Source organism: Streptomyces sp. NPDC051133 (assembly GCF_040682635.1).
Taxonomy (GTDB): domain Bacteria; phylum Actinomycetota; class Actinomycetes; order Streptomycetales; family Streptomycetaceae; genus Streptomyces.
Genome location: NZ_JBFBBK010000049.1, coordinates 1 through 18,975, shown reverse-complemented (window position 1 = coordinate 18,975; position 18,975 = coordinate 1). Strand labels below are relative to the sequence as shown.

At 70.8% G+C, this 18,975-nt stretch carries 25 protein-coding genes and 1 pseudogene; 6 read left to right on the top strand and 20 right to left on the bottom strand.

Going from position 1 to position 18,975, the window contains the following annotated elements; translation table 11 throughout:
* Window positions 1–74 precede the first annotated feature (74 nt).
* The 14 genes from AB0N17_RS35435 to AB0N17_RS35370 all read right to left on the bottom strand — a co-directional run bounded on the left by AB0N17_RS35435 (window position 75) and on the right by AB0N17_RS35370 (window position 10,459).
* Entirely contained in the window at window positions 75–368 is a 294-nt protein-coding gene (locus AB0N17_RS35435; protein WP_366015749.1) for a gas vesicle protein K, read from the bottom strand.
* Entirely contained in the window at window positions 365–613 is a 249-nt protein-coding gene (locus AB0N17_RS35430) for a gas vesicle protein (protein WP_366015748.1), read from the bottom strand. Before AB0N17_RS35430 ends, AB0N17_RS35435 begins: the two co-directional genes overlap by 4 nt.
* Entirely contained in the window at window positions 610–1,470 is an 861-nt protein-coding gene (locus AB0N17_RS35425) for a GvpL/GvpF family gas vesicle protein (RefSeq protein WP_366015747.1), read from the bottom strand. The genes AB0N17_RS35430 and AB0N17_RS35425 overlap by 4 nt, the downstream gene beginning before the upstream one ends.
* Window positions 1,467–1,817, bottom strand: coding sequence for a gas vesicle protein (locus tag AB0N17_RS35420; RefSeq protein ID WP_366015746.1), 351 nt, complete (start codon window positions 1,815–1,817; stop codon window positions 1,467–1,469). The genes AB0N17_RS35425 and AB0N17_RS35420 overlap by 4 nt, the downstream gene beginning before the upstream one ends.
* An 18-nt stretch (window positions 1,818–1,835) precedes the next feature.
* Window positions 1,836–2,450, bottom strand: coding sequence for a hypothetical protein (locus AB0N17_RS35415; protein ID WP_366015745.1), 615 nt, complete (start codon window positions 2,448–2,450; stop codon window positions 1,836–1,838).
* On the bottom strand, window positions 2,447–2,740 hold the full coding sequence (locus AB0N17_RS35410; protein ID WP_366015744.1) for a gas vesicle protein GvpG: 294 nt from the start codon (window positions 2,738–2,740) through the stop codon (window positions 2,447–2,449). Before AB0N17_RS35410 ends, AB0N17_RS35415 begins: the two co-directional genes overlap by 4 nt.
* A gap of 4 nt (window positions 2,741–2,744) precedes the next feature.
* A complete protein-coding gene (locus tag AB0N17_RS35405) occupies window positions 2,745–3,491 on the bottom strand; it encodes a GvpL/GvpF family gas vesicle protein (RefSeq protein ID WP_366015743.1) in 747 nt (248 codons plus the stop codon).
* Window positions 3,488–4,021, bottom strand: a complete 534-nt coding sequence (gene gvpJ / locus AB0N17_RS35400; RefSeq protein WP_366015742.1) for a gas vesicle protein GvpJ — start codon at window positions 4,019–4,021, stop codon at window positions 3,488–3,490. Before gvpJ ends, AB0N17_RS35405 begins: the two co-directional genes overlap by 4 nt.
* Window positions 4,022–4,055: 34 nt before the next feature.
* Window positions 4,056–4,373: a gas vesicle protein gene (locus tag AB0N17_RS35395; RefSeq protein ID WP_366015741.1), complete on the bottom strand. Its 318-nt coding sequence runs from the start codon at window positions 4,371–4,373 to the stop codon at window positions 4,056–4,058.
* Between the two features lie 173 nt (window positions 4,374–4,546).
* On the bottom strand, window positions 4,547–4,927 hold the full coding sequence (gene rbsD / locus AB0N17_RS35390; protein ID WP_366015740.1) for a D-ribose pyranase: 381 nt from the start codon (window positions 4,925–4,927) through the stop codon (window positions 4,547–4,549).
* Window positions 4,924–5,826 (bottom strand): ribokinase, encoded by a 903-nt coding sequence (locus tag AB0N17_RS35385; protein WP_366015739.1) that lies wholly within the window; start codon window positions 5,824–5,826, stop codon window positions 4,924–4,926. Before AB0N17_RS35385 ends, rbsD begins: the two co-directional genes overlap by 4 nt.
* A gap of 109 nt (window positions 5,827–5,935) precedes the next feature.
* Complete coding sequence (locus AB0N17_RS35380; RefSeq protein ID WP_366015737.1) at window positions 5,936–7,882, bottom strand: substrate-binding domain-containing protein; 1,947 nt, start codon at window positions 7,880–7,882, stop codon at window positions 5,936–5,938.
* On the bottom strand, window positions 7,872–9,401 hold the full coding sequence (locus AB0N17_RS35375; protein ID WP_366015736.1) for a sugar ABC transporter ATP-binding protein: 1,530 nt from the start codon (window positions 9,399–9,401) through the stop codon (window positions 7,872–7,874). Before AB0N17_RS35375 ends, AB0N17_RS35380 begins: the two co-directional genes overlap by 11 nt.
* A complete protein-coding gene (locus tag AB0N17_RS35370; RefSeq protein ID WP_366015735.1) occupies window positions 9,398–10,459 on the bottom strand; it encodes a LacI family DNA-binding transcriptional regulator in 1,062 nt (353 codons plus the stop codon). The genes AB0N17_RS35375 and AB0N17_RS35370 overlap by 4 nt, the downstream gene beginning before the upstream one ends.
* Before the next feature lie 507 nt (window positions 10,460–10,966).
* On the opposite strand from AB0N17_RS35370, the gene AB0N17_RS35365 reads away from it, so the two are divergent.
* Window positions 10,967–11,209, top strand: coding sequence for a hypothetical protein (locus tag AB0N17_RS35365; RefSeq protein WP_366015733.1), 243 nt, complete (start codon window positions 10,967–10,969; stop codon window positions 11,207–11,209).
* Window positions 11,210–11,466: 257 nt separating this feature from the next.
* Here the strand turns inward: AB0N17_RS35365 and AB0N17_RS35360 are convergent, their stop codons facing one another.
* Together AB0N17_RS35360 and AB0N17_RS35355 are read right to left on the bottom strand one after the other, a co-directional pair.
* The gene (locus tag AB0N17_RS35360; RefSeq protein ID WP_366015732.1) at window positions 11,467–12,153 is read right to left on the bottom strand and encodes an alpha/beta hydrolase; all 687 of its coding nucleotides are present in this window, start codon (window positions 12,151–12,153) and stop codon (window positions 11,467–11,469) included.
* A 472-nt stretch (window positions 12,154–12,625) separates the two neighbouring features.
* On the bottom strand, window positions 12,626–13,741 hold the full coding sequence (locus AB0N17_RS35355; protein ID WP_366015731.1) for an FAD-dependent monooxygenase: 1,116 nt from the start codon (window positions 13,739–13,741) through the stop codon (window positions 12,626–12,628).
* A gap of 65 nt (window positions 13,742–13,806) precedes the next feature.
* On the opposite strand from AB0N17_RS35355, the gene AB0N17_RS35350 reads away from it, so the two are divergent.
* Together AB0N17_RS35350 and AB0N17_RS35345 are read left to right on the top strand one after the other, a co-directional pair.
* Window positions 13,807–14,487, top strand: a complete 681-nt coding sequence (locus tag AB0N17_RS35350) for a TetR/AcrR family transcriptional regulator C-terminal domain-containing protein (RefSeq protein ID WP_366015730.1) — start codon at window positions 13,807–13,809, stop codon at window positions 14,485–14,487.
* A gap of 100 nt (window positions 14,488–14,587) precedes the next feature.
* Window positions 14,588–14,656: pseudogene (locus AB0N17_RS35345) on the top strand (transposase); the annotation flags it as partial.
* 21 nt (window positions 14,657–14,677) lie between these two features.
* On the opposite strand, the gene AB0N17_RS35340 reads toward AB0N17_RS35345, so the two are convergent.
* On the bottom strand, window positions 14,678–15,439 hold the full coding sequence (locus AB0N17_RS35340) for a methyltransferase domain-containing protein (RefSeq protein ID WP_366015777.1): 762 nt from the start codon (window positions 15,437–15,439) through the stop codon (window positions 14,678–14,680).
* Window positions 15,440–15,739: 300 nt separating this feature from the next.
* Complete coding sequence (locus tag AB0N17_RS35335; protein WP_366015729.1) at window positions 15,740–16,153, bottom strand: hypothetical protein; 414 nt, start codon at window positions 16,151–16,153, stop codon at window positions 15,740–15,742.
* On the opposite strand from AB0N17_RS35335, the gene AB0N17_RS35330 reads away from it, so the two are divergent.
* Window positions 16,082–16,234, top strand: coding sequence for a hypothetical protein (locus AB0N17_RS35330; protein ID WP_366015781.1), 153 nt, complete (start codon window positions 16,082–16,084; stop codon window positions 16,232–16,234). The two genes, AB0N17_RS35335 and AB0N17_RS35330, sit on opposite strands and share 72 nt — an antisense overlap.
* Before the next feature lie 48 nt (window positions 16,235–16,282).
* Window positions 16,283–16,696 carry a hypothetical protein gene (locus tag AB0N17_RS35325; RefSeq protein ID WP_366015728.1) on the top strand — a complete coding sequence of 138 codons (414 nt, stop codon included), beginning with the start codon at window positions 16,283–16,285 and terminating at the stop codon, window positions 16,694–16,696.
* A gap of 154 nt (window positions 16,697–16,850) precedes the next feature.
* Here AB0N17_RS35325 and AB0N17_RS35320 read toward each other — a convergent pair whose 3' ends face one another.
* Both AB0N17_RS35320 and AB0N17_RS35315 read right to left on the bottom strand, forming a co-directional pair.
* Entirely contained in the window at window positions 16,851–16,997 is a 147-nt protein-coding gene (locus tag AB0N17_RS35320; RefSeq protein ID WP_366015727.1) for a hypothetical protein, read from the bottom strand.
* Between the two features lie 203 nt (window positions 16,998–17,200).
* Complete coding sequence (locus tag AB0N17_RS35315) at window positions 17,201–17,809, bottom strand: hypothetical protein (RefSeq protein ID WP_366015726.1); 609 nt, start codon at window positions 17,807–17,809, stop codon at window positions 17,201–17,203.
* A 734-nt stretch (window positions 17,810–18,543) separates the two neighbouring features.
* On the opposite strand from AB0N17_RS35315, the gene AB0N17_RS35310 reads away from it, so the two are divergent.
* A complete protein-coding gene (locus AB0N17_RS35310; RefSeq protein WP_366015725.1) occupies window positions 18,544–18,798 on the top strand; it encodes a LuxR C-terminal-related transcriptional regulator in 255 nt (84 codons plus the stop codon).
* Window positions 18,799–18,975: the final 177 nt, after the last annotated feature.

The window sequence follows — 18,975 nt, the reverse complement described above, 5'->3', positions numbered from 1 at the left end:
CTTTGATCACACACTGGTCGCGAAGACAGTACGTCAGTCGACCCCATGCAAGACGGACCAGGGGACCGACGACGTCAGGGCCCCGGGTCGGCGAGGAGGTGGCCCAGCGGACCCAGGTCGAGGTTGAGGTCGCTGCGACGCAACCCGTGCTGCGCGCACACCTCGTCCATCCGCTGGTCGAGCAGCATGAGCGCGGTGCCGAGGCGGTCCTCCTGTTCGGCGGTCAGAGTGCCTTCGTCGAACCGGCGTACCGCCTGGCGCTCCATCAGCTGGCGCAGGAGCTCCACGACCGTCAGGACGAGTGCGGCCAGGTCGCTCGCGACCCGTTCCGGATCGAGGTCCAGGGCGTGGGAGCGCGGGGCGGTCACAGCGGCCCGCTGTCCGGCCACGGCGCGGGAACCCGGTCGCCGACCGACGCCAACAGGGCGTGCAGCGAGATCCGCACGAGCGGCACGTCGGCGACGGCCAGGACCAGGTCGCCGCTGATCACCACACCAGTGGCCAGTACCCGGTCCAGCAGGTCGACGAGGGGCACCCCGATCGGCGCGCACGGCTCCGGTCGGTCCCAGGGCACGGGCGTGCGGTCGGACGACGGGTTGATCGGCACGCTCATGCGATCACCTCCCGCGCCGTGTCGGCCCGGTCCTGGTCCGACCGTGCGAAGGAGTACGGGATCCAGGGCCCGGACACGGTGATCTCCACGTGCGGGTGGCGGCCGACGGCGGCAGCGTGGTCCAGGGCGCGAGCGAAGTCGTCTCGATCCGAGTCGTCGACCAGATAGGCCGCGTTCAACAGTTGGGGCGTCGTGCTGCCGGACAGCTGCTCGCTCTGTGGCCGGTGTCTGGTGGCGGCGACCGCGTGCCGCCGCAACCCGGAGTCCACTTCCCTCGCCTCGGCCAGAGCCTGCTCATGGCTCTGGTGCCGGGTGCGGCGCCGGGCGCTGGCCCTGGTCAGATACGCCCGCCCTCCGACCGGGCCGCCCTCGCCCGCGGAGGGCGGGCCGTCCAGTGTCGCGGCGGGTTGGGCGGCGTGCACCTTCACGGCCCATTCCGTGCGATCACGGAGCCGGTCGAGCAGGACACCGAGCGCCGGAGCGCGGGCGGTGACGGCCTCCACCGCGTTGGCATCGCTGCGGTACAGGGTGGCCATGGGCAGCGGCACGACGGGGCCCTGCCGGGCGGCCGCCTGTACGCCGCGGTGATGCGCGCGGGCGCAGCGCTCCAGTTCCTCGGGGCTGTTCAGCCGCTCGGCGAGTGCCGCCTCGGTGAAGGCCGACGCGGGCACGTCCTGGGCGACCAGCCACAGGCTTCCGGCCCGCAGCCCGCGCAGGGGGCCGCCCTCCTCATGGCCCGCCGTCGCGGCCGGCAGATCGGCGGGCAAGGGGGCACCGGTCACGGCGAACACGTAGGTGAGGGTCTGCCCGAGCGGGTCCGGGCCGTCGGGGACGCGGTGCGGTGGCGTTGCGTTCATCGGAGCCCCTCCGTGTCGTCCGCCTCGGCGAGGGTGTCCCGCACGGCGGCCAGCTCCGCGCGCAGGCGTGTGTTCTCCTCCGCCAGCTCCTCACGGGCGGCGCGCGAGGAGAGCGCCGGGTCGGTCTCCCACCAGTCGATGCCCGCCTTCCTGGCGGTGTCGACCGAGGCGATGAACAGACGCAGCCGGATGGTGAGCAGTTCGATGTCGAGCAAGTCGATCTTGATGTCGCCCGCGATCACGATGCCTTTGTCCAGGACGCGTTCGAGCAGGTCCGCGAGGCTGCCTGCGAGCGGGGGGCAGGCCTGGGGATCCGGGTACGCGTCCCAGGCGGCGACGTCGGTCACGAGACACTCCCGGGAAGATCAGCGGCGCCGGAGGGCAGGCCGGCGGCCGTCTGCACCGGCCGGCTCGTCGTCGTACGCGTCGTCGGCATCGTCGTATGCGTCGCCCCGCTCGTCGTATGCGTCTTCGTCATCTCCCGGCCCGTCCTCCCGGTAGCCGTCCTCCTCATAGGTGTCCTCGTCGTAGGCGTCCTGTTCCTCGTGGGCGTCGGCGTAGCCGTCGTCGTCCTCGGACTCGTAGCAGCCCTCGGACTCGTAGCCGCCCTCGGACTCGTAGCCGCCCTCGTACCGCTCGTCCTCCCGGCCGTGTGCACGGCGGTCCGGCGCACCCGCGTCGGCGAGCGCGTCGGCACGGTCTCGCAGCGTGTCGGCGATGTCCGCCAGCCGGCGGTCCGCGGCCGAGACGACCGCGTGCGAGGCGGTCAACAGCTCGCCGCGCAGGTGGTCCGCGAGATCCTGCACCTGCGGCGACTGCAACGCGCCGAGCGCCCGGGGCAGCAGCCGGCCGGGGGCGGCACCCAGGTGCCGCCCCACGAAGTAGGTGCCGAGCGCGACCGCCAGCCCGGCCTTCTTCCTGCGGCCCAGGACGTAACCGCTCACCACGGCCGCCGCCATGGCCGCCCGGTACTCGTTCATGTCCGCCTCCCGCGCGGCCGCGGCGCGTTCCCCGCCACCGCCACCCGGGTGCCGTCCAGGCGCCGGACGGGGCTGTCGAGGAGATCGAGCAGCCGCTCCTCCTCCTTCTCGAACGTCGCCTCGTCGATGGCGCCCTCGTCCAGAGCCCGGTTCAGTGCGGACAGCCGCGCCTGCACCACACGCGGGTCGCACGCCTGACGCCGGGCCTCCTGCAGCAGGTGGTCGGCGACCCACAGGGTGCCGCGCACGGGGGCGAAAGGCAGCAGCAGAAGTCCGGTCACCAGTCCCATCGCGTCACCGCCCGGCCGTGGCGGGACGCGTCTCGACGAAGCTGTAGCACGGCAGGGGCCCGGTCACGCTGAGCGCCAGCCGGCCCCCGAGGTCGCGGGCCTGTCCGGCCAGTGTCCGCCGGAAGAGGTCCTCGTCGTCGGCGCGCAGCAGGAACGACGCGCTCAGCGCCCGTTCGTCGTCGACCGGTCCTTCGACCACGCGCACCGCCAGCGGTGTCAGGCCGGCCAGCACCTCGTCCGCCGCGCGCCGCGCCTCGCGCCGGACGGCCTTGGCCAGTGCCTCGCCCAGGCGGACGTTGGCCTCGTAGTCCGGTCTGCGCCGCGTGCGCTGGGCCAGGACGCGCAGCTTCTCGTCCCGGCGCACGAGATCGGTGAAGCAGTCGGGCACCGGCGTGCCCTTGACGTTCATCTCCACGCAGCCCCGAACCACCTCCAGCTGTGCCGCCAGCCGGGGTCCGTCGGTGCGCAACTGCGAGAGCAGCGTGTCCTGGTCGGGACTGAGGACGGCGAATCTCATGGGCAGCACGGCGCCCTCGGCGAGGAGTTCGCCGAGCACGTTCTGATGGGCCAGCAGGTCCCGGCGGCGCGCACGGATCTGTCCGGGCGCCGGGGAGACCGCCGCACACAGCCCCGATCCGGCCAGCAGCCGCACGGGGGCACCGCCCACTCCGCAGGCGCGCGGGGGGCGGATGCCGGCGGGGGTGATGCCGTAGACGTACAGGGGGCCGAGGGCGGTGGCGGTGTCCGTCACGTTCTTTCCTCTCCGGCGGGGCGGCGTGTGCGGGGACGGGGGCGGTCCTCCTCGCCGCCGCGGCGGCCGGCGGGGCCGCTGCGCTCCGCGGCCGGGCGGCGGCGCGGTTCCGGCTCGCGTCGGCTACGACCGCGCGGGCGCCCTGCGGCCTCCTCCTCCGGCTCTTCGGCTTCCTCGGCGGAGCTCTCCGGGCTGAGGATGTCGCGGACCTTCGAGCCCAGGGAGCGGGCGGTGCGCTTGGCGCCCGCCTTGGCCACGGTTCTCGCCATCGGCCCCCCGAACAGTTCGGGGACGGTCTTGGTGCGTGTGTCGTGCTCCAGGTCGAGACGGTTGCACGCTTCGGCGAAGCGCAGGTAGGTGTCGACGCTGGCGACCACGATCCGGGCATCCACCTTCAGGATCTCGATGCCCACCAGGGAGACGCGCACGAAGACGTCGATCACCATGCCCCGGTCGAGGATGAGTTCGAGGACGTCATACAGGGTTCCGGCACGGGGGACGCATACCACCCCGTCTTCGTAGGTGGTCATGTGCGCTCCTTCCGGGGCCGGCCCGACGAGCCGGTCACTGGTCCTGGGCACCACGCCGGTAGCGGGCGGTCCGGCGGTACTGCAGCAGTTCTCCGTTCGCGTCGAGTTCGACCTGGTAGGTGGCGAGCAGGCTGGTGGTGTCCGGGATGCGGGCCAGCTCCAGGACGTCGATGTCGACGATCCAGCCGTCGTCCTCGCTGCGGCACACCGCGGAGACCCCCTCCAGCCGGTGGGTCACGAGCTGGGCCAGCCCGTCGGCGGCACGCTCGGCCGCATCCTTGGCGCCGCGCACCGCGCGGGGACGCGCGGGTGCACGGGCCGCACCGTGGCTTCGCTCGCGGGCTTCCGTCATGCTGCCCACTCTGACCGCAAGATCCCGTGGGCGCGTGCCCAGCTGGGCCATCCGGGGCTGGGCCCCGGGCACGACAGCGGTGGCTGAAGAAGGCAGAGAAAGGCAGAGAAGGGAGAGAGGGGAGAGGGGGGAGAGGACGGGTACGCCCGCCTCGGGAACGTGCGGGGGCGTGGTCAGAAGAACACCCCGCACCGCAGCAGCACGTTCGCGTACGGGCTGGCCTCGCCGGTGCGCACGATCAGCCGGGCTCGCGCCGACATCTCCTTCAGCCGCTCGTGCGGGACCAGGGTCAGGCCCGGGAAACGGTCCTCCAGGAGGGTGCGGTGCGCGCCCACCAGCTCCCGTGCCGCCGTCGCGCCCTCCACCACCAGCTCCGCCAGCAGACCGTCCAGCACCTCCGCGAACGACGGCACACCGGCGCGGAAAGCGAGGTCCACCACCCGGGGGCCGTCCGGGATCGGCATGCCCGCGTCGCACACCAGCACCTCGTGGCCGTGGCCCAGTTCGGCCAGCGCTCCCGCCAGGTGGCGGTTGAGGATGCCCGCCTTCTTCACAGCGCCTCGACCTCCCCGGCCGTGGGGTACGACTCCTGCGCGCCCCGCCTCGTCACCGCCACGGCACCGACCCGCGCCGCGTACGCCGCCGCGTCCGGCAGTTCCGCGCCCGTACCCAGTTTCCAGGCCAGGGCGGCCGTGAACGCGTCCCCGGCACCGGTGGTGTCCACCGCGTCCACCGCCACCGAGGGCACCCGGGCCGTGCCCGAGCCGTCGCAGACCAGCGCCCCTTCGGCGCCCAGGGTCACGACGACGGAGCGCGGGCCCTCGGCCAGCAGCAGCCGGGCCCAGTCCTCGGGGTCGCCGCCCGTTCGGTCCGCGCCGAGGATCACCCGGGCCTCGTGCTCGTTGACGATCAGCGGATCGCAGGCCGTCAGGATCTCGGGCGGCAACGGGCGCGGCGGGGACGGGTTCAGCACGAACCGGGAGCCCGGCGCCAGGTTCCGCACCACTTCCGCCACCGTCTCCAGCGGGATCTCCAGCTGCGTCGACACCACCCGGGAGGCGTGCAGGAGGGCGGCCGAGTCCCGTACGTCTCCTGGAGCGAGCCGGCCGTTCGCGCCCGGCGACACCACGATGCTGTTGTCCCCGGAGGGGTCCACGGTGATCAGCGCGACGCCGGTCGGTGCCCCGCCTTCCAGGACGCCGGCCGTCTCGACGCCCGCCGCACGCAGGGACTCCAGCAGCAGCCCGCCGTGGCCGTCCTCGCCGACCCGCGCCAGCAGGGCCGTACGGGCCCCGAGCCGGGCGGCGGCGACGGCCTGGTTGGCGCCCTTGCCGCCCGGGTGCACGGCCAGGTCGCCGCCGAGCACCGTCTCACCGGCGGCCGGCCGCCGCTCGACATCGATCACCAGGTCGGCGTTGGCCGACCCCACGACCAACAGGTCGTAGTCGTACATCAGTTGACTCCCCGCACGTTCGTCCCCGTCATGATCCACGGTGAACGGCCCGGTCCGGCCCCGCGCCGGGAGCCGGGCCGGGCCGGGCCGTCCACCTGTACCGTCCCGGTCAGCCGCTGAAGCCGGCCACGTTGTCCTTCGTGACCACCTTCACCGGCACCTTCACCGCCTGCTCCACCTTCTTGCCCTGGACCGCCCTGAGCGCGTTGTCCACGGCGATCCGGCCGAGCTGGGTCGGCTGCTGGGCGACCGACGCGTACAGCGTGCCGTCCTTGACCGCCTTCAGTCCGTCCGGGGTGCCGTCGAAGCCGACGACCTGCACCGACCTGCCGGCCTTGGAGCCGAGCGCCTTGACCGCGCCGAGCGCCATCTCGTCGTTCGCGGCGATCACGCCCTGCACGTCCGGGTGGGCCTGGAGCAGGTTGGACATCACGTCGAGGCCCTTGGTGCGGTCGAAGTCGGCGGGCTGCTGGGCCACCACCTGGATACCCGGGTAGGCCTTCAGACCCTGTGCGAAGCCGGCCGCCCGCTCCCGCGCCGCCGAGGTGCCCGCCTGGCCCTGCAGGATGACGATCTTGCCCCGGCCGCCCAGCTTCTCGGCGATGGTCTTCGCCGCCTGCTCACCGCCGGCCACGTTGTCGGAGGCCACCAGCGCGTCCACGGACGCCTTGTTGACGCCCCGGTCGACCGCGATGACCGGGATGCTCGCCTTGTCCGCGGCCTTCACCGAGTTGCCGGCGGCGTCCGAGTCCACCGGGTTGACGATGATCGCGCCCAGCCCGGAACTGGTGAAGTTCTGCAGCTGGTTCGCCTGCTGGGAGGCGTCGTTCTGGGCGTCGGTGACGGTCAGGTCCACACCCAGCTTCTTCGCCTCGGCCTGCGCGCCGGAGCGGATCTGCACGAAGAACGGGTTGTTCAGCGTGGACAGGGACAGGCCCATCTTCGGCGTCGTCGACGACGAGGAGCCGTGCAGGAAGGAGGTCGCGCCGACGATCGCCACCGTGACCACGGCCGCGAGCGCGTACGTCGCCGCCTGCCGGCCCTTGTTGCCCCCGCCGCCGCTGGTCACCGGGGTCGCCCCGGCCTTGCGGCGCACGGTGTCCAGCAGCACCGCCAGCGCGATGACGACACCGATGACGACCTGCTGCCAGAACGCGGAGACGTTCAGCAGGTTGAGGCCGTTGCGCAGCACCGCGAGGATCAGCGCGCCGATCAGCGTGCCCGAGGCCTTGCCGGTGCCGCCCGCGAGCGAGGCACCGCCGATGACGACCGCGGCGATGGCGTCCAGTTCGTAGCCGTCGGCCGCCTGCGGCTGCGCCGAGGACAGCCGGGAGGCCAGCACGACGCCCGCCACCGCGGCGAACACACCGGACAGGGCGTAGATCGCGAGCTTCTGCTTCTTCACCCGCAGACCCGACAGCCGGGCCGCCTCCTCGTTGCCGCCGATCGCGTACATCGAGCGGCCGATGTAGGTCCGGCCGAGCACCAGCGCCGCGATCAGACCCATGACCACCATGACGAGCACCGGCACGGGCAGCCAGTCGCCGAGGGTGTCACCGAGGTGCGAGACCGAGTCCGGGAACGGGATCGGCACACCGCCGGAGATCACCAGGGACAGACCGCGCGCCACGGACAGCATGGCGAGGGTCGCGATGAACGGCGGCAGTTTGCCGTAGGCGATGAGGAAACCGTTCACCAGGCCGGCCGCGATGCCGGTGGCGACGGCCAGCACGAGCGCCAGGAACACCGGTACGCCATGACTGGTGGCGCTCCAGGCCAGCACGGTCGCCGACAGCGCGGCCACCGAACCCACCGACAGGTCGATGCCCGCAGAGACGATCACGAACGTGACGCCGAAGACGAGGATCGCCGTCACGGCGGCCTGGACACCGATGTTGAGCAGGTTGTCCGTCGTCAGGAAGTCGCCGGACAGCGCCGAAAGGGCGATGAGCAGGACGATCAGCGCGGTCAGCGCGCCGTTGTCGAGCAGCAGCCGGCGCAGGCCGCCCCGGGCGCCACTCGCGCCCGTCGTGCTCTTGAGCGTGTCAGTGGCCACGGGGGGCCTCCTTCGCGGTGTTGTCGGTGGTCGGGGTGGAGACGGCGAGCGCCATGACGGCGTCCTGGGTGGCCTCGTCGGCGGTGAGTTCCCCGGCGATCCGGCCCTGGGCCATCACCAGGACCCGGTCGCTCATGCCGAGCACCTCCGGCAGATCGCTGGAGATCATCAGCACGGCGGCCCCGGCGGCCGTCAGTTCGTTGATCAGCTGGTAGATCTCGACCTTGGCGCCGACGTCGATCCCGCGCGTCGGCTCGTCGAGGATCAGCACCTTGGTGTCGGCCAGCAGCCACTTGCCGATGACGACCTTCTGCTGGTTGCCGCCGGACAGGGTCCGCACCTGCTGCCCGAGCCCGGCCATCCGCACGCCCAGCTGCCCCGCGATCCGCTCGGCCGCGGTGTGCTGCGCCTTGCGGTCGACCAGCCCGGCCCGGGTCGCCGACCGCATGGTCACCAGCCCCAGGTTCTCCTCGACGGAGGCGTCCAGCACCAGCCCCTGGCCCTTGCGGTCCTCCGGTACCAGCCCGATGCCGGCGGCCATCGCCGCGTTCACGTCGTGCCGGCGCAGGCCGCTGCCGGAGACCCTCACGGTCCCGCCGTCGTACGGGTCCGCGCCGAACACGGCCCGCACCACCTCGGTACGGCCCGCGCCGACCAGCCCCGCGATGCCGACGACCTCACCGGCGTGCACCTGGAAGCTCACGTCGTGGAAGACGCCGTCGCGGGTGAGGCCCTCGACGCTGAGCAGTGCGGGGCCCTGCTCGGCCCGCTGCCTCGGGTACTGCTGCTCGATGGAACGGCCCACCATCAGCCGGACCAGCTCGTCCTCGGGGGTCGCGGCCGGGACCTGCCCGACGCTCCGGCCGTCCCGGATCACGGTGACCCGGTCGCCCAGGGCGGCGATCTCGTCCAGGTGGTGCGTGATGAACACGATCCCGACGCCGTCCTCGCGCAGCCGGCGCACGATCGCGAACAGCTTCTCGACCTCCTCCGAGGTGAGCACGGCGGTCGGCTCGTCCATGATGAGCACCCGCGCGTCCAGGCTGAGCGCCTTGGCGATCTCCACCATCTGCAGCCGCGCGATGCCGAGTTCACGCACTCGTGCGCGGGGCGAGACATGGACGCCGACCCGCTTCAGCAGGACCTCGGCGTCGGCCTCCATCCGCTTGCGGTCGATCATCCCGAACCGGCGCGGCTGCCGGCCCAGGAAGATGTTCTCGGCCACCGTCAGATCGGGGACCAGGTTGAACTCCTGGTAGATGGTGGCGATCCCGAGCCGTTCTGCGTCCTGCGCACCGTGGATGCGCACTTCCGCGCCGTCGGCCAGGATCCGCCCGGCGTCGGGGGTGTAGGCGCCGGAGAGCATCTTGATCAGCGTGCTCTTGCCGGCGCCGTTCTCACCGAGCAGCACGTGCACCTCGCCCCGGCGCAGGTCGAAGTCGACAGCGTCGAGCGCGACCACGCCGGGAAAGGTCTTGCGGATGCCCTCGATGCGCAGCAACTCGTCCGGGTTGCTCACGACGTGCTCCTTTGCACTGGGGAGGGGGACTGCGTGGGGGATGCGGGAGCCTGTACGGGCTCCGGGGCCCGCTCGCCGCACGAGCGGCGCACGACGAGGCGGGCGCCGAGCGTGACGGAGGTGGGGGTCCGCCCCTCGATCCGGTCGACCAGGGCCCGTACGGCGGCCCGGCCCAGCTCGCCCGTGGGCTGGGCGATCGCGGTGACGGGCGGATCGGTGTGCACGAACCAGGGGATGTCGTCGAACGCGGCAAGCGCCAGGTCGTCCGGGACGCGCAGCCCCCGCGCCCGTACGGCGTCCAGCGCGCCGAGCGCCATCAGGTTGTCGGCCGCGAACACGACCTCCGGCGGTTCGGGCAGGTCCAGGAACCCCTCGGTGACCCGGCGCCCGCTCGCGGCCTGGAAGTCGCCCTGGCCGATGTAGGCGTCCGGGAGCGGAATGCCGTGCTCGGCGAGGGCGGCCCGGAAGGCCTCGACGCGCTCGCTGCCGGTGGTGGTGGCCGCGGGCCCGGCGATGATCGCCAGCCGGCGGTGCCCCAGTCCGCACAGATGCGCCACCAGGTCCCGCACCGCGGCGCTGCCGTCGGACCGCACAACGGGCACGTCGACGCCGGGGATCCACCGGTCCACGAACACCATCGGGGTGCCCGCCCGCACGGCGTCGAGCATCAGCGGGGAGCCGCCGTCGGTCGGGGAGACGAGGAGTCCGTCGATGCGGCGGTCCAGCAGGTTCCGGACATGGTGGTCCTGGAGGTCGGGCCGCTCGTCGGCGTTGCCGATGACCACGCTGTACCCGAGCGCGCGGGCCTCTTCCTCCACTGCCCGGGCCAACTCGGTGAAGTACGGGTTCAGCACGTCGCTGATGACCAGGCCGAGGGTGTGGGTCTGGTCGGTGCGCAACGAGCGGGCGACGGCGTTGGGCCGGTAGTCGAGCGCCTCGACGGCGGCCAGCACGCGGGCGCGGGCGTCGGCACTGACCGAGGGATGCGCGTTCAGCACTCGCGACACCGTGGCGACGGACACGCCCGCCGCAGCGGCGACGTCCTTGATGCTCGCCATCGCCGGCTCACCTCCTTGTGAGAGTCATGGAATCGATTACATCCATGGCGTAGGAAGGATTGGAAGCGATTACATGAGGTGGGGCAAGGGGGTGCGGATGGCCGAAACCGAATCGTGACCGGGGCGGGGGTGGGGGGCCGATCTGGCGGAGGGGGCCTAGACCGGAGGAGGGGGCCCGGCCCGGAAGAGGGGCCCGGCCCGGAGGAGGCGGCCCGGCCCGGAAGAGGGGCCCGGGCGGGAGGAGGGGCCCGGGCGGGAGGAGGGGGCGGGGCCCGGGGGGCGAGGTGAGCCGGCAGTGGGTGCCTGTGGGGTGGCGGGCGGCTTGGCGGCCTCGGTTCTTCGAGCCGCGTGTGGCCCTGGGCGTCGGTTGAGCTGGGCAGCAAGACGGCGATCCCTCGCCGACAGCTGCCCCTGCGGACGCCTTGCCCAGACAAGGTTCGGCTCTACCCGATCGGGGGGTAGGTCGGAAGATCGATGTGCCGCATTCGCCGCTTAGGATCCGTGCCCGTGGCAGAGGTCCCCGATGAGTTGATCAAGCTCGAACGATCCGCCGAGGAAGAACGTGCGAAGCTCGCCGGCCTCACCGGTGACGAGTTCGACGCCCAGTTGCGCCGCTGGCGCGCGGCGTCCGAGGCCGCCCAGGCAGCCATCATCGCGCACGCGGAAGCCACAAAGGCCGACCGGTACGAGGTGGAGCAGGCCGTGAAGAGGGCCGTACGGCATTCCCAGGAGGACCCGGCGGTCGAGTAGCCGACAGGCTGCCGGCATGCCGGGCGTGCTCGTCGTAACGGTGGCACGGGCGCCCGGCACGCTGCCGTACCCGTCGGCCCGGCGGCGCCGCTTGGGTGCTGGACCGGTGTGCCGTCGGAGACGAGAAGTGGGTGCGCCTCCGTCTCGCCCCGCTGTAACTGAGCTTGAAAGCGTGATGCCGTTGCAGGGAGGCGGACCGGTCGGTCCGGGGCCGCCTCCCTGCGTGTTGCGCTGCGGCCGGTCGTTGTCGGCTTGGCCTAGGCGTCGAGGGACTCCGCGGCCTCACGGATCACGTCGAGGACGAAGTCAGGGTGCGAGAGCATGGGAACGTGGCTGCTGTCCACGGGACGGACATTGGCGCCCATGCGCTCGGCGGCGGACCGCTCCAGGTCGGGGTGCACGGTACGGTCGTCGTTGGCGACGATGAACCAGCTTGGCTTCGTCCGCCAGGCGGTGCCGGGAACCTGCTGGTCGAACAGGTCCGCCACGGGCACAGCGCCCGTCGCCAGGACGAGTTTCTGCTCCGCTTCCGGGAGGTCGCCGCAGAAGTGCGGGACGCCCGAGGGCTTGAGCCAGACGCGTCCGTCAGCAACGTCCACGTGGTCGAAGATGGGCGTGCGGGGGAATTGGTCCAGCTGTTCCTGCGACGTCTCGTCCTCGTCCGGGGCGAGCGCGGCGATGTACACCAGAGCGCCGACGCGGTCGTGGGTGCCCGCTTTGGTGATCAGGGTCCCACCGTAGGAGTGACCGACCAGCACGATCGGGCCGGGGACGTGGTTGAGCGTGAAGTTGACGCACGCGACGTCGCTTTCGAGCGAGTCGAGGCCGTGCTGTGAGGCGAAGACCTCGTGCCCTTCGGCCTGGAGCGTGGGGATGAGCTTGTTGAAGCACGACCCATCCGCCCAGAGTCCGTGGGCGAAGACGATGCTGGGCTTGCCCGCCATGGCATTTCCTCCTACAGGGAGATTAAATATGCAATATCGCACCATATTGCACGTTTAGTGCCTCTTTCTGCATGATGGCCAAGCGTGTCACCCCATCCCGATCGTTGGGCCTACGAGGTTGAACGTGTTGTCGTGGTGGTCGCCCCGATACTGGATGTGGCGCAGGCCGCGTCGAATGCGCTGGATGAGGTGTTCTGGCGTGCTGAAAGCGACGTTGGAGAGCCGGCCCCTGCGACCCGCAGAGACCTGACGCCGACGCGTAGGTCCTTGGCGATCACCGCACTCGCCTCACCCCGGGCGAACCGCTCGGCCGCCTGAAGCCGCAACTCCTCGCGAAACCGCTGCCGTTCGGCGGTAAGCCCGCCTCCCTGTGGATACCGCCCCCCCCGTGAGACCGCACGGACGACAAGCCGTCGGCACCTACGACTCCACGCGTTCAACCTCAGTAGTGCACTGCACCGAGGAGTCACCCTCAGCCAGGCTGGAAGAACGCAAGCATTTTCCGGCTGGCGTCCGGCCTCGACAGGATTTCCTGGATGCGTGCGGATTGCCGGCCGGCGGCGCTGGTGCGTTCGAACATCTCGCGTTCGTAGTCTTCGACTGCGGCAGGGACGTCGTCCGGGTGCGCGGCCAGCGCGAGGCCGAGCAGGGCGCCGTCGAGCAGTGCCATGTTGGCGCCCTGCCCCACCGGCGGCATCAGGTGCGCCGCATCACCGAGCAGCGTGACGCCGGGCCTCGAAGGCCAGGTCAGTCCGACCGGGAGGGTGGTGATCGACCGTGGTACGACCGTGTCGTCGCAGGCGGCGATCAGTGCGGTGAACCGTGAGTCCCAGCCGGTGAACAGGTCGATCAGCCGCACTCGCGCGGCGGCCGGGTCGCCGAACGGGATCCCACTGGTCTCGAACCAATCCTCGGCGGTGTTGTAGAAGCTGAGGTAGATACGGACGCGGCCGTCGCCGTTGCGCTGCGCCGACAGGGATTGACCGTTACCGAGCACCCAGTAGTTGCCGCGCCCGACCATCGCCGCGAGGTCGGGGTGGGTGCGGTCGATGCCGGGAATGCCGAGTTCGACGACGCATTGTCCGGTGTGCGCCGGTCGGGCGTCGGTAAGCAGTGGGCGGACCCGGGAGTCCGCGCCGTCAGCGCCGACCAGCAGGTCGTACGTCGCACTGCTGCCGTCGGCGAAGTACAGCAGGCCGTTGTCGGCGGTTACGAACGCCCGCCCCCAGCGCACCGCGTGTTCGGGGAGAGAGTCCAGCAGCAGATCGCGCAGATCGGCTCGGTCGACCTCGGGTCGATCGAGCGGAGCATCGTCGGGCGTGTCCTCCTGCAGCAGCAGGGTGCCGTCAGGTTCGAGGAGACGCAGATCCTGGCCTGCGCTACGGGCAATCTCGTGGAACTGATCGATCAGGCCTGCTTCGCGCATCGCCTGCTGCCCGGTCCCGGAGTGCAGATCGAGCATGCCGCCCTGACTGCGCGCGCCGCGCGAGGATTCACGTTCGTACACAACGGCATCGATGCCGTTGACGTGCAGCACTCGGGCGAGCATCAGCCCGCCCAGTCCGCCTCCGACGATGGCGATGGTCATGACTGCCCCCGATTCGCTGTATCAGTTAATACACTGTATCGCCCAAGCGATGTATCGTCGGCGGCATGTTGGTGTGGGAGAGGCCGGAGCCGCCAGATCGACCGGTGCCGGCCCCCTTGAGCCGGGAGCGGATCGTACGAGCAGCGATCCGACTGGCCGACGAGGACGGCCTGGAGGCGGTATCGCTGCGCAAGGTCGCCGCCGCGCTGGGTGCAGGGCCGATGCGGCTGTACGGCTACATCGCCACCAAGGAGGAGTTGCTGGACCTGATGGTCGATGCGGTGCACGCCGAGATCCGGCCGACCGGGGATAGCTGGCGAGAGGTGCTGCGCTCCCTTGCCGAAACCACCCGGCAGGCCGTTCACCAGCACGAGTGGCTCGCCGACCTGATCGGTGGGCGACCCCGGCTCGGGCCGCACGCGCTGGCCAGGGGCGAGGCCGTGTTGGCCGCGATGGGAGGCATCGACTTGGACACCGTCGTGCCGGCGGTCGCCGCGGTCGATGCGTACGTGATCGGCGCAGTGCGCCGGGAGATCACCGAGCGGCGCGCCGAGCGGGCCACCGGGATGGACAAGGAGCAGTGGCAGGCCGCCTTCGGCCCCTACCTGGAGCGGACCTTCGCCACCGGCCGCTTCCCCGCGCTGGCCTCCGTCGTACGCGATGGCCCCCACGTGGACGCCGACCAGACCTTCCGGTCCGGGCTCGACTTCCTCCTCGACGGCATCGCAGCCCGCATTTCAAACTGACGCGCGGCCCCCTCTGTCTCTCGCTCAGCCCGGTCCGCAGCGTTCGAGTGCAGCACGACCCTGATCGAGCCCCTCCACCTCCACTCTCCAGTGCTCCGGTGTCATCCGGATCGGCCGTGAGGCGTCACGGTGGCTGCTCGCCCGCCGCGGCGTCACCTTCCAGCGGACCACCCTGACGGGCAGGGAGACATCACGGACGAGCGGCTACCAGCAGATCGACGACGTAGACCTCTTCCACGACCTCAGTAGGGAAAGCCTTCCTCAGGCGCCTGCGCTCCTCGGCAAGAAAGCCACGGTTCGCGGCCTGGCCCAGGACAAGGAACGCCGAGCGACTGCTGATATTGGCGAGGTGTGTGTCGAGGGAGACCTCGCGCTGCCAGCGGATCTGTCGGCGCGTGACCCGCAATCCGCTCAGCCCCGCGAGCCGAATGGCCTCGTCATCATCGGGACGCACCGCCGAACGCGCGGGAACTCCACAGTGGTCCGCGATGCGCTCGTGCTGGGCACGGATCCACGGCACGTCGAAGGCGGTGGTGTTCCACCAGACTGCCAGCGCGCCACCCGCGTACAGCACACGCAGCGCCTCAGGGACCGAGCGGCTGGTATCGGTCCACTGCCATGACTGCGCGTACGTGATGAGGTCGCGCGAGGAATCGGCAAGCGGGAGGGCGTTGCCGTCACCCCGGACGACTGGCACATCCGGGAGCGCCCGACGAAACTCGGCGGCCATCGCGTCACCGGGCTCGACGGCAATTACGTCAGCACCTCGCTCATGCAGGAGCCTGGTCGCAATTCCAGTGCCCGCACCGATGTCCGCGACGCGTACACCCACCAGCGAACGGCTCATGAACTCCTCAACGGCGTCGAAAAGCGCGGGCGGATACGACGGGCGGCTCGCCTCGTACTGGACGGCCGCCGAGTTGAATGAATGGGCACGTGAGCCGGCAGTCATCTCCTCATCATGGTTCAAAGGCCGGGCATTGAGCACCGAGTGCTCATGCCGGTGAGCGTTTCCGGTCACAGCACTTGCGCGCCCACCCCTACCAGGCCCTGGTCACCCTCGCCCGCCTACCACGTGGCGCGCGTACTCCTCGATCATGTGGGTGAGGACGTAACGCAGCGAGATCGTCATGGCAAGGCCGCGTTCTCGCAGGCCACCCCCGTCCGCAGCGTGGACCCCGATGTCCCCTTGCCTCGCCGCCACTGACTGGACGACGTCCTCCTTCGCCGGCAAGAGACGACGTCGTCCGCTTCAATCGTTCGGACCCGGCGGGTCGGTGGCCCTGGCACGGGTGGCCGCTGCCGTCTCCAACAGGGTCCAGCCGTCGATCTCAAGCATCCGTCGCTCCGTCGGCTTCCACCCGCGGGCCGACACCGCGTCGAGCAGGGCCCGGACGGCACCGGGTTCATGCAGGTTCAAGCAGGCGCCCCGGACGAAACCCACATCTCCAGAGCCCAGTGGAGCCCCGCCCGGGACATACCGGCCCGGTCCCTCGGTGAAGACGATGCGCAGTGGGCCGCCGGTGCCGGAAGGCTGCGGGTACAGAGTGAGGGTTTCATGACAGGACCGGCCGTTGTCCGCCATGCTGTGGCTGTGGCGGAGCGTCCACAGATACGTGCGCCCGTCCGCGACGAGCCGACGGGGTCTCTTCGGATGCCGGGGCACGGAGCCGAGGATACGGGCATCGTGCGGCTGATGCTCGCCGAGCAGACCGACCTCGGCGAACCGATCCGGCCGACGCTCTGATTAAGTGACGCGGTGTCGGAGGCTTTCTCGTGCCAAAGACCGGAGCCGGTGTCCATCGAGCGGCGCCTGGAGCGCAGGGGGAGCGATCGCGTCATGGGTGTCTTCGTCAGTATCAGGGGTTGGCTGGAGTGCGATGATCAGCAGCTCGCCCAGGTCAAGGAGATCGTTGAGGCGGACGATCCCGATCGGACCTACAGCGGGGGCTGGGCCTTTCCCCCGAGGCAGTACAACTTCGTCAACTGGGTCTTCTTCGGGGCCCAGATGCGCGCTCAGTCCGTCGACTGGTTTCTGGAGGTCCTCCGGCGCGTGGCACGCATTCCGGCATCCGATGCGGACAATGACCTGATCACCGGTCTGCTCCTCGTGAGCCACGAGGTCGACGGCATGAGCGAGTGGCAGGTCCGCGACGGCATCGTGGTGATCCGGGCCGCGAGCGGGGCGTATCAGTACCTCGACGAGTAGAGCGTCCGGTCCGTCCGCTGCTGCGAAGTCTTCGACTTCAGGCTCCGGACGTTCCACGTTCTCCGCAACACGACTATGGAGTCGTGGAGTTGTCACGTGACGCCACCCGTCTCCGCCCGGTTGCCCACGTCGGCCTTCACGAGATCACCGCATCTCACACCATGGGGATCAGGAAGATCTCCTCGTCCGGGCCGGGCCGCATCGACTCCACCTTGCGGAAGCCGGTGGGCCACGTCGCCATGCCCCAGTCCTCCAGCACGTAGACCCACTCCCCGCACGTGCCGTACATGGCACGGTTCACTTCCGGCGTCTGCTCATCTCGCCGAGCATCCCCGGCAGAGCAGCGGATCCGTCTGTGGTGCTGTGTGCGCCTATCCAGGCGATCCCGTGAGACATGCTCGTCACACTACTGACCGGCGTCGTCTGGGCAGGTGTTCGGCCGCCGCCGGGGCGGACGCCTCCAGCGCTCCGCGGGACTCGTTCTGGGACGATCGGTTACACGGATCAGCCGGCGGTGAGCTGGAAGTAGGCCGTGTCCCGGTATCCGGCGTCGGGCGGGGCCACCTCCACGGTGAACGGGATGCCGGCCCGGGTCGGCTTGATGCGGACGGGTACGGTGCGTTTGCCGCCCGCACCGAGCGGGGGCAGGAGCGCGGAGGCGGACGTCTGCCCGTCCAGCAGGGTCAGGTCGAAGTCGCTGACGTAGTCGTCGAGGGACCTGCCGGGGCGGACGACGAGCGGGGCAGGGCCAAGGTCCGAGACGCTGTCGTCGAAGGATTGCCCGCCTGGTCGCAGCTGGTGGTCGGTGCCGTTGTCATAGATCACGGAGAACTCGTAGGTGCCGTCGGCCTCGGCTCGGGGCGCGCTGACGGTGACCTTCAGGCCGTCCTCGTACTGGGCCGTCTCGCCGGCGCCGAGGGGTTCGGCCGCGCTTCCCGAAGAACCGGCCTGTTCGAGCTGCCCGTACCCGTCCAGTCCCTTCTCGACGTTCATCAGCTCGACGGCTCCGAACACCATCAGGCCGGCGAGGACGAGCGCTGCGATCGCGCAACCGCTGAACCAGCGGGGATCGCCCGCGGTCGCGGTGTGGGAGGAAGGGGTCTCTGAGTCCATGCCGAGCACGATAGGAAGCGGGCGGCAGGGGATCATGAGTCGCCGTACTCAGCGGACTGCTGAGTAGCTCTGAGCGCAGCTTGTTCCGGTGAGAGGGACGCTGTCCCAGGCATCCAAGGCACCGTGCTCCCGCCGCCCAACTGCCGGTCGGCAGCGGCAGCGGCGATCGTCGACAGGTGGTGTGGGGACGACCGCCGAAGCGCCGGCGGCAGCCGGCAGCTCGCCAGACCCGGCCGCCGGCTTCACTGCGCATGACGCCATCGCCCTCGCCCCGGCTCAGCGGCCCGTCAGGGAAGCCGATGTCGTGGTCCGAGCCTCAGGGTTGCCCGGCACCGTGCCGCGCTGCCGGGCGCGGCGCATCCCACGCCTCGGGCCATCGGCCCGATCCTCCGGCCCGACGGATGAAGGCGGCGGCCTGAAGAAGGAGGCGGCTGGTCCATCTGCGGAAGGATCAGGCCATGCCGTGATCGTCGTAAAGTCGCATTCGCGATGCGGGAATTGACTCGACCTGTCGTCGGCCGCCGGTTCGGGCCGATACGGCTGGCGTTGGTGGCCTCCGGCCTCGGCTACCTGCTCCTGCTCTGCCGGCCGGCCGAGTTCGGCGCCGTCGACTGGTACGTCGGCCTCGGCGTCCTTGCGCTGGCCGCGGTCGGCGGTACTCGCCTGCTCGCGACGGTGCTCGCGCAGGCAGCGATGCTGGCCGGAGCCCCTACAGCGCGGACGTACCGCCCCGCGTGGTCGACCGGGCTTCCTCGGGCTGGCACAGCAACGGAGGACGGCCTGCACCCGGGGCCCGCTTCACCGAACGTGAGCGGGAAGTCCTGCGGCTCGTGGCCGCCGGCCTGTCCAACACGGACATCGCCGACCTGATGCACATCGGGGTGACCACCGTGAAGACGCACATCTCCAACCTGATGACCCAGACGGACAGCCCGAACCGGGTACGCCTGGCGGTTCTCGCCCTCCGCGAGGGACTGGCGGAGGGATGAACGGCGGGCATCGCCCGTTCACGAGGTACGAGACTCGCTCGCCCTGCCGGCGTTGTCGTCGGCGCCGGCCCGGAAGGCCTGGTCAGTAGGCGGAGTTGACGTTGTCGATGGAGCCGTAGCGGTGTGCGGCGTAGTTGGCGGCGGCGGTGATGTTGGCCACCGGGTCGGTGACGCTGT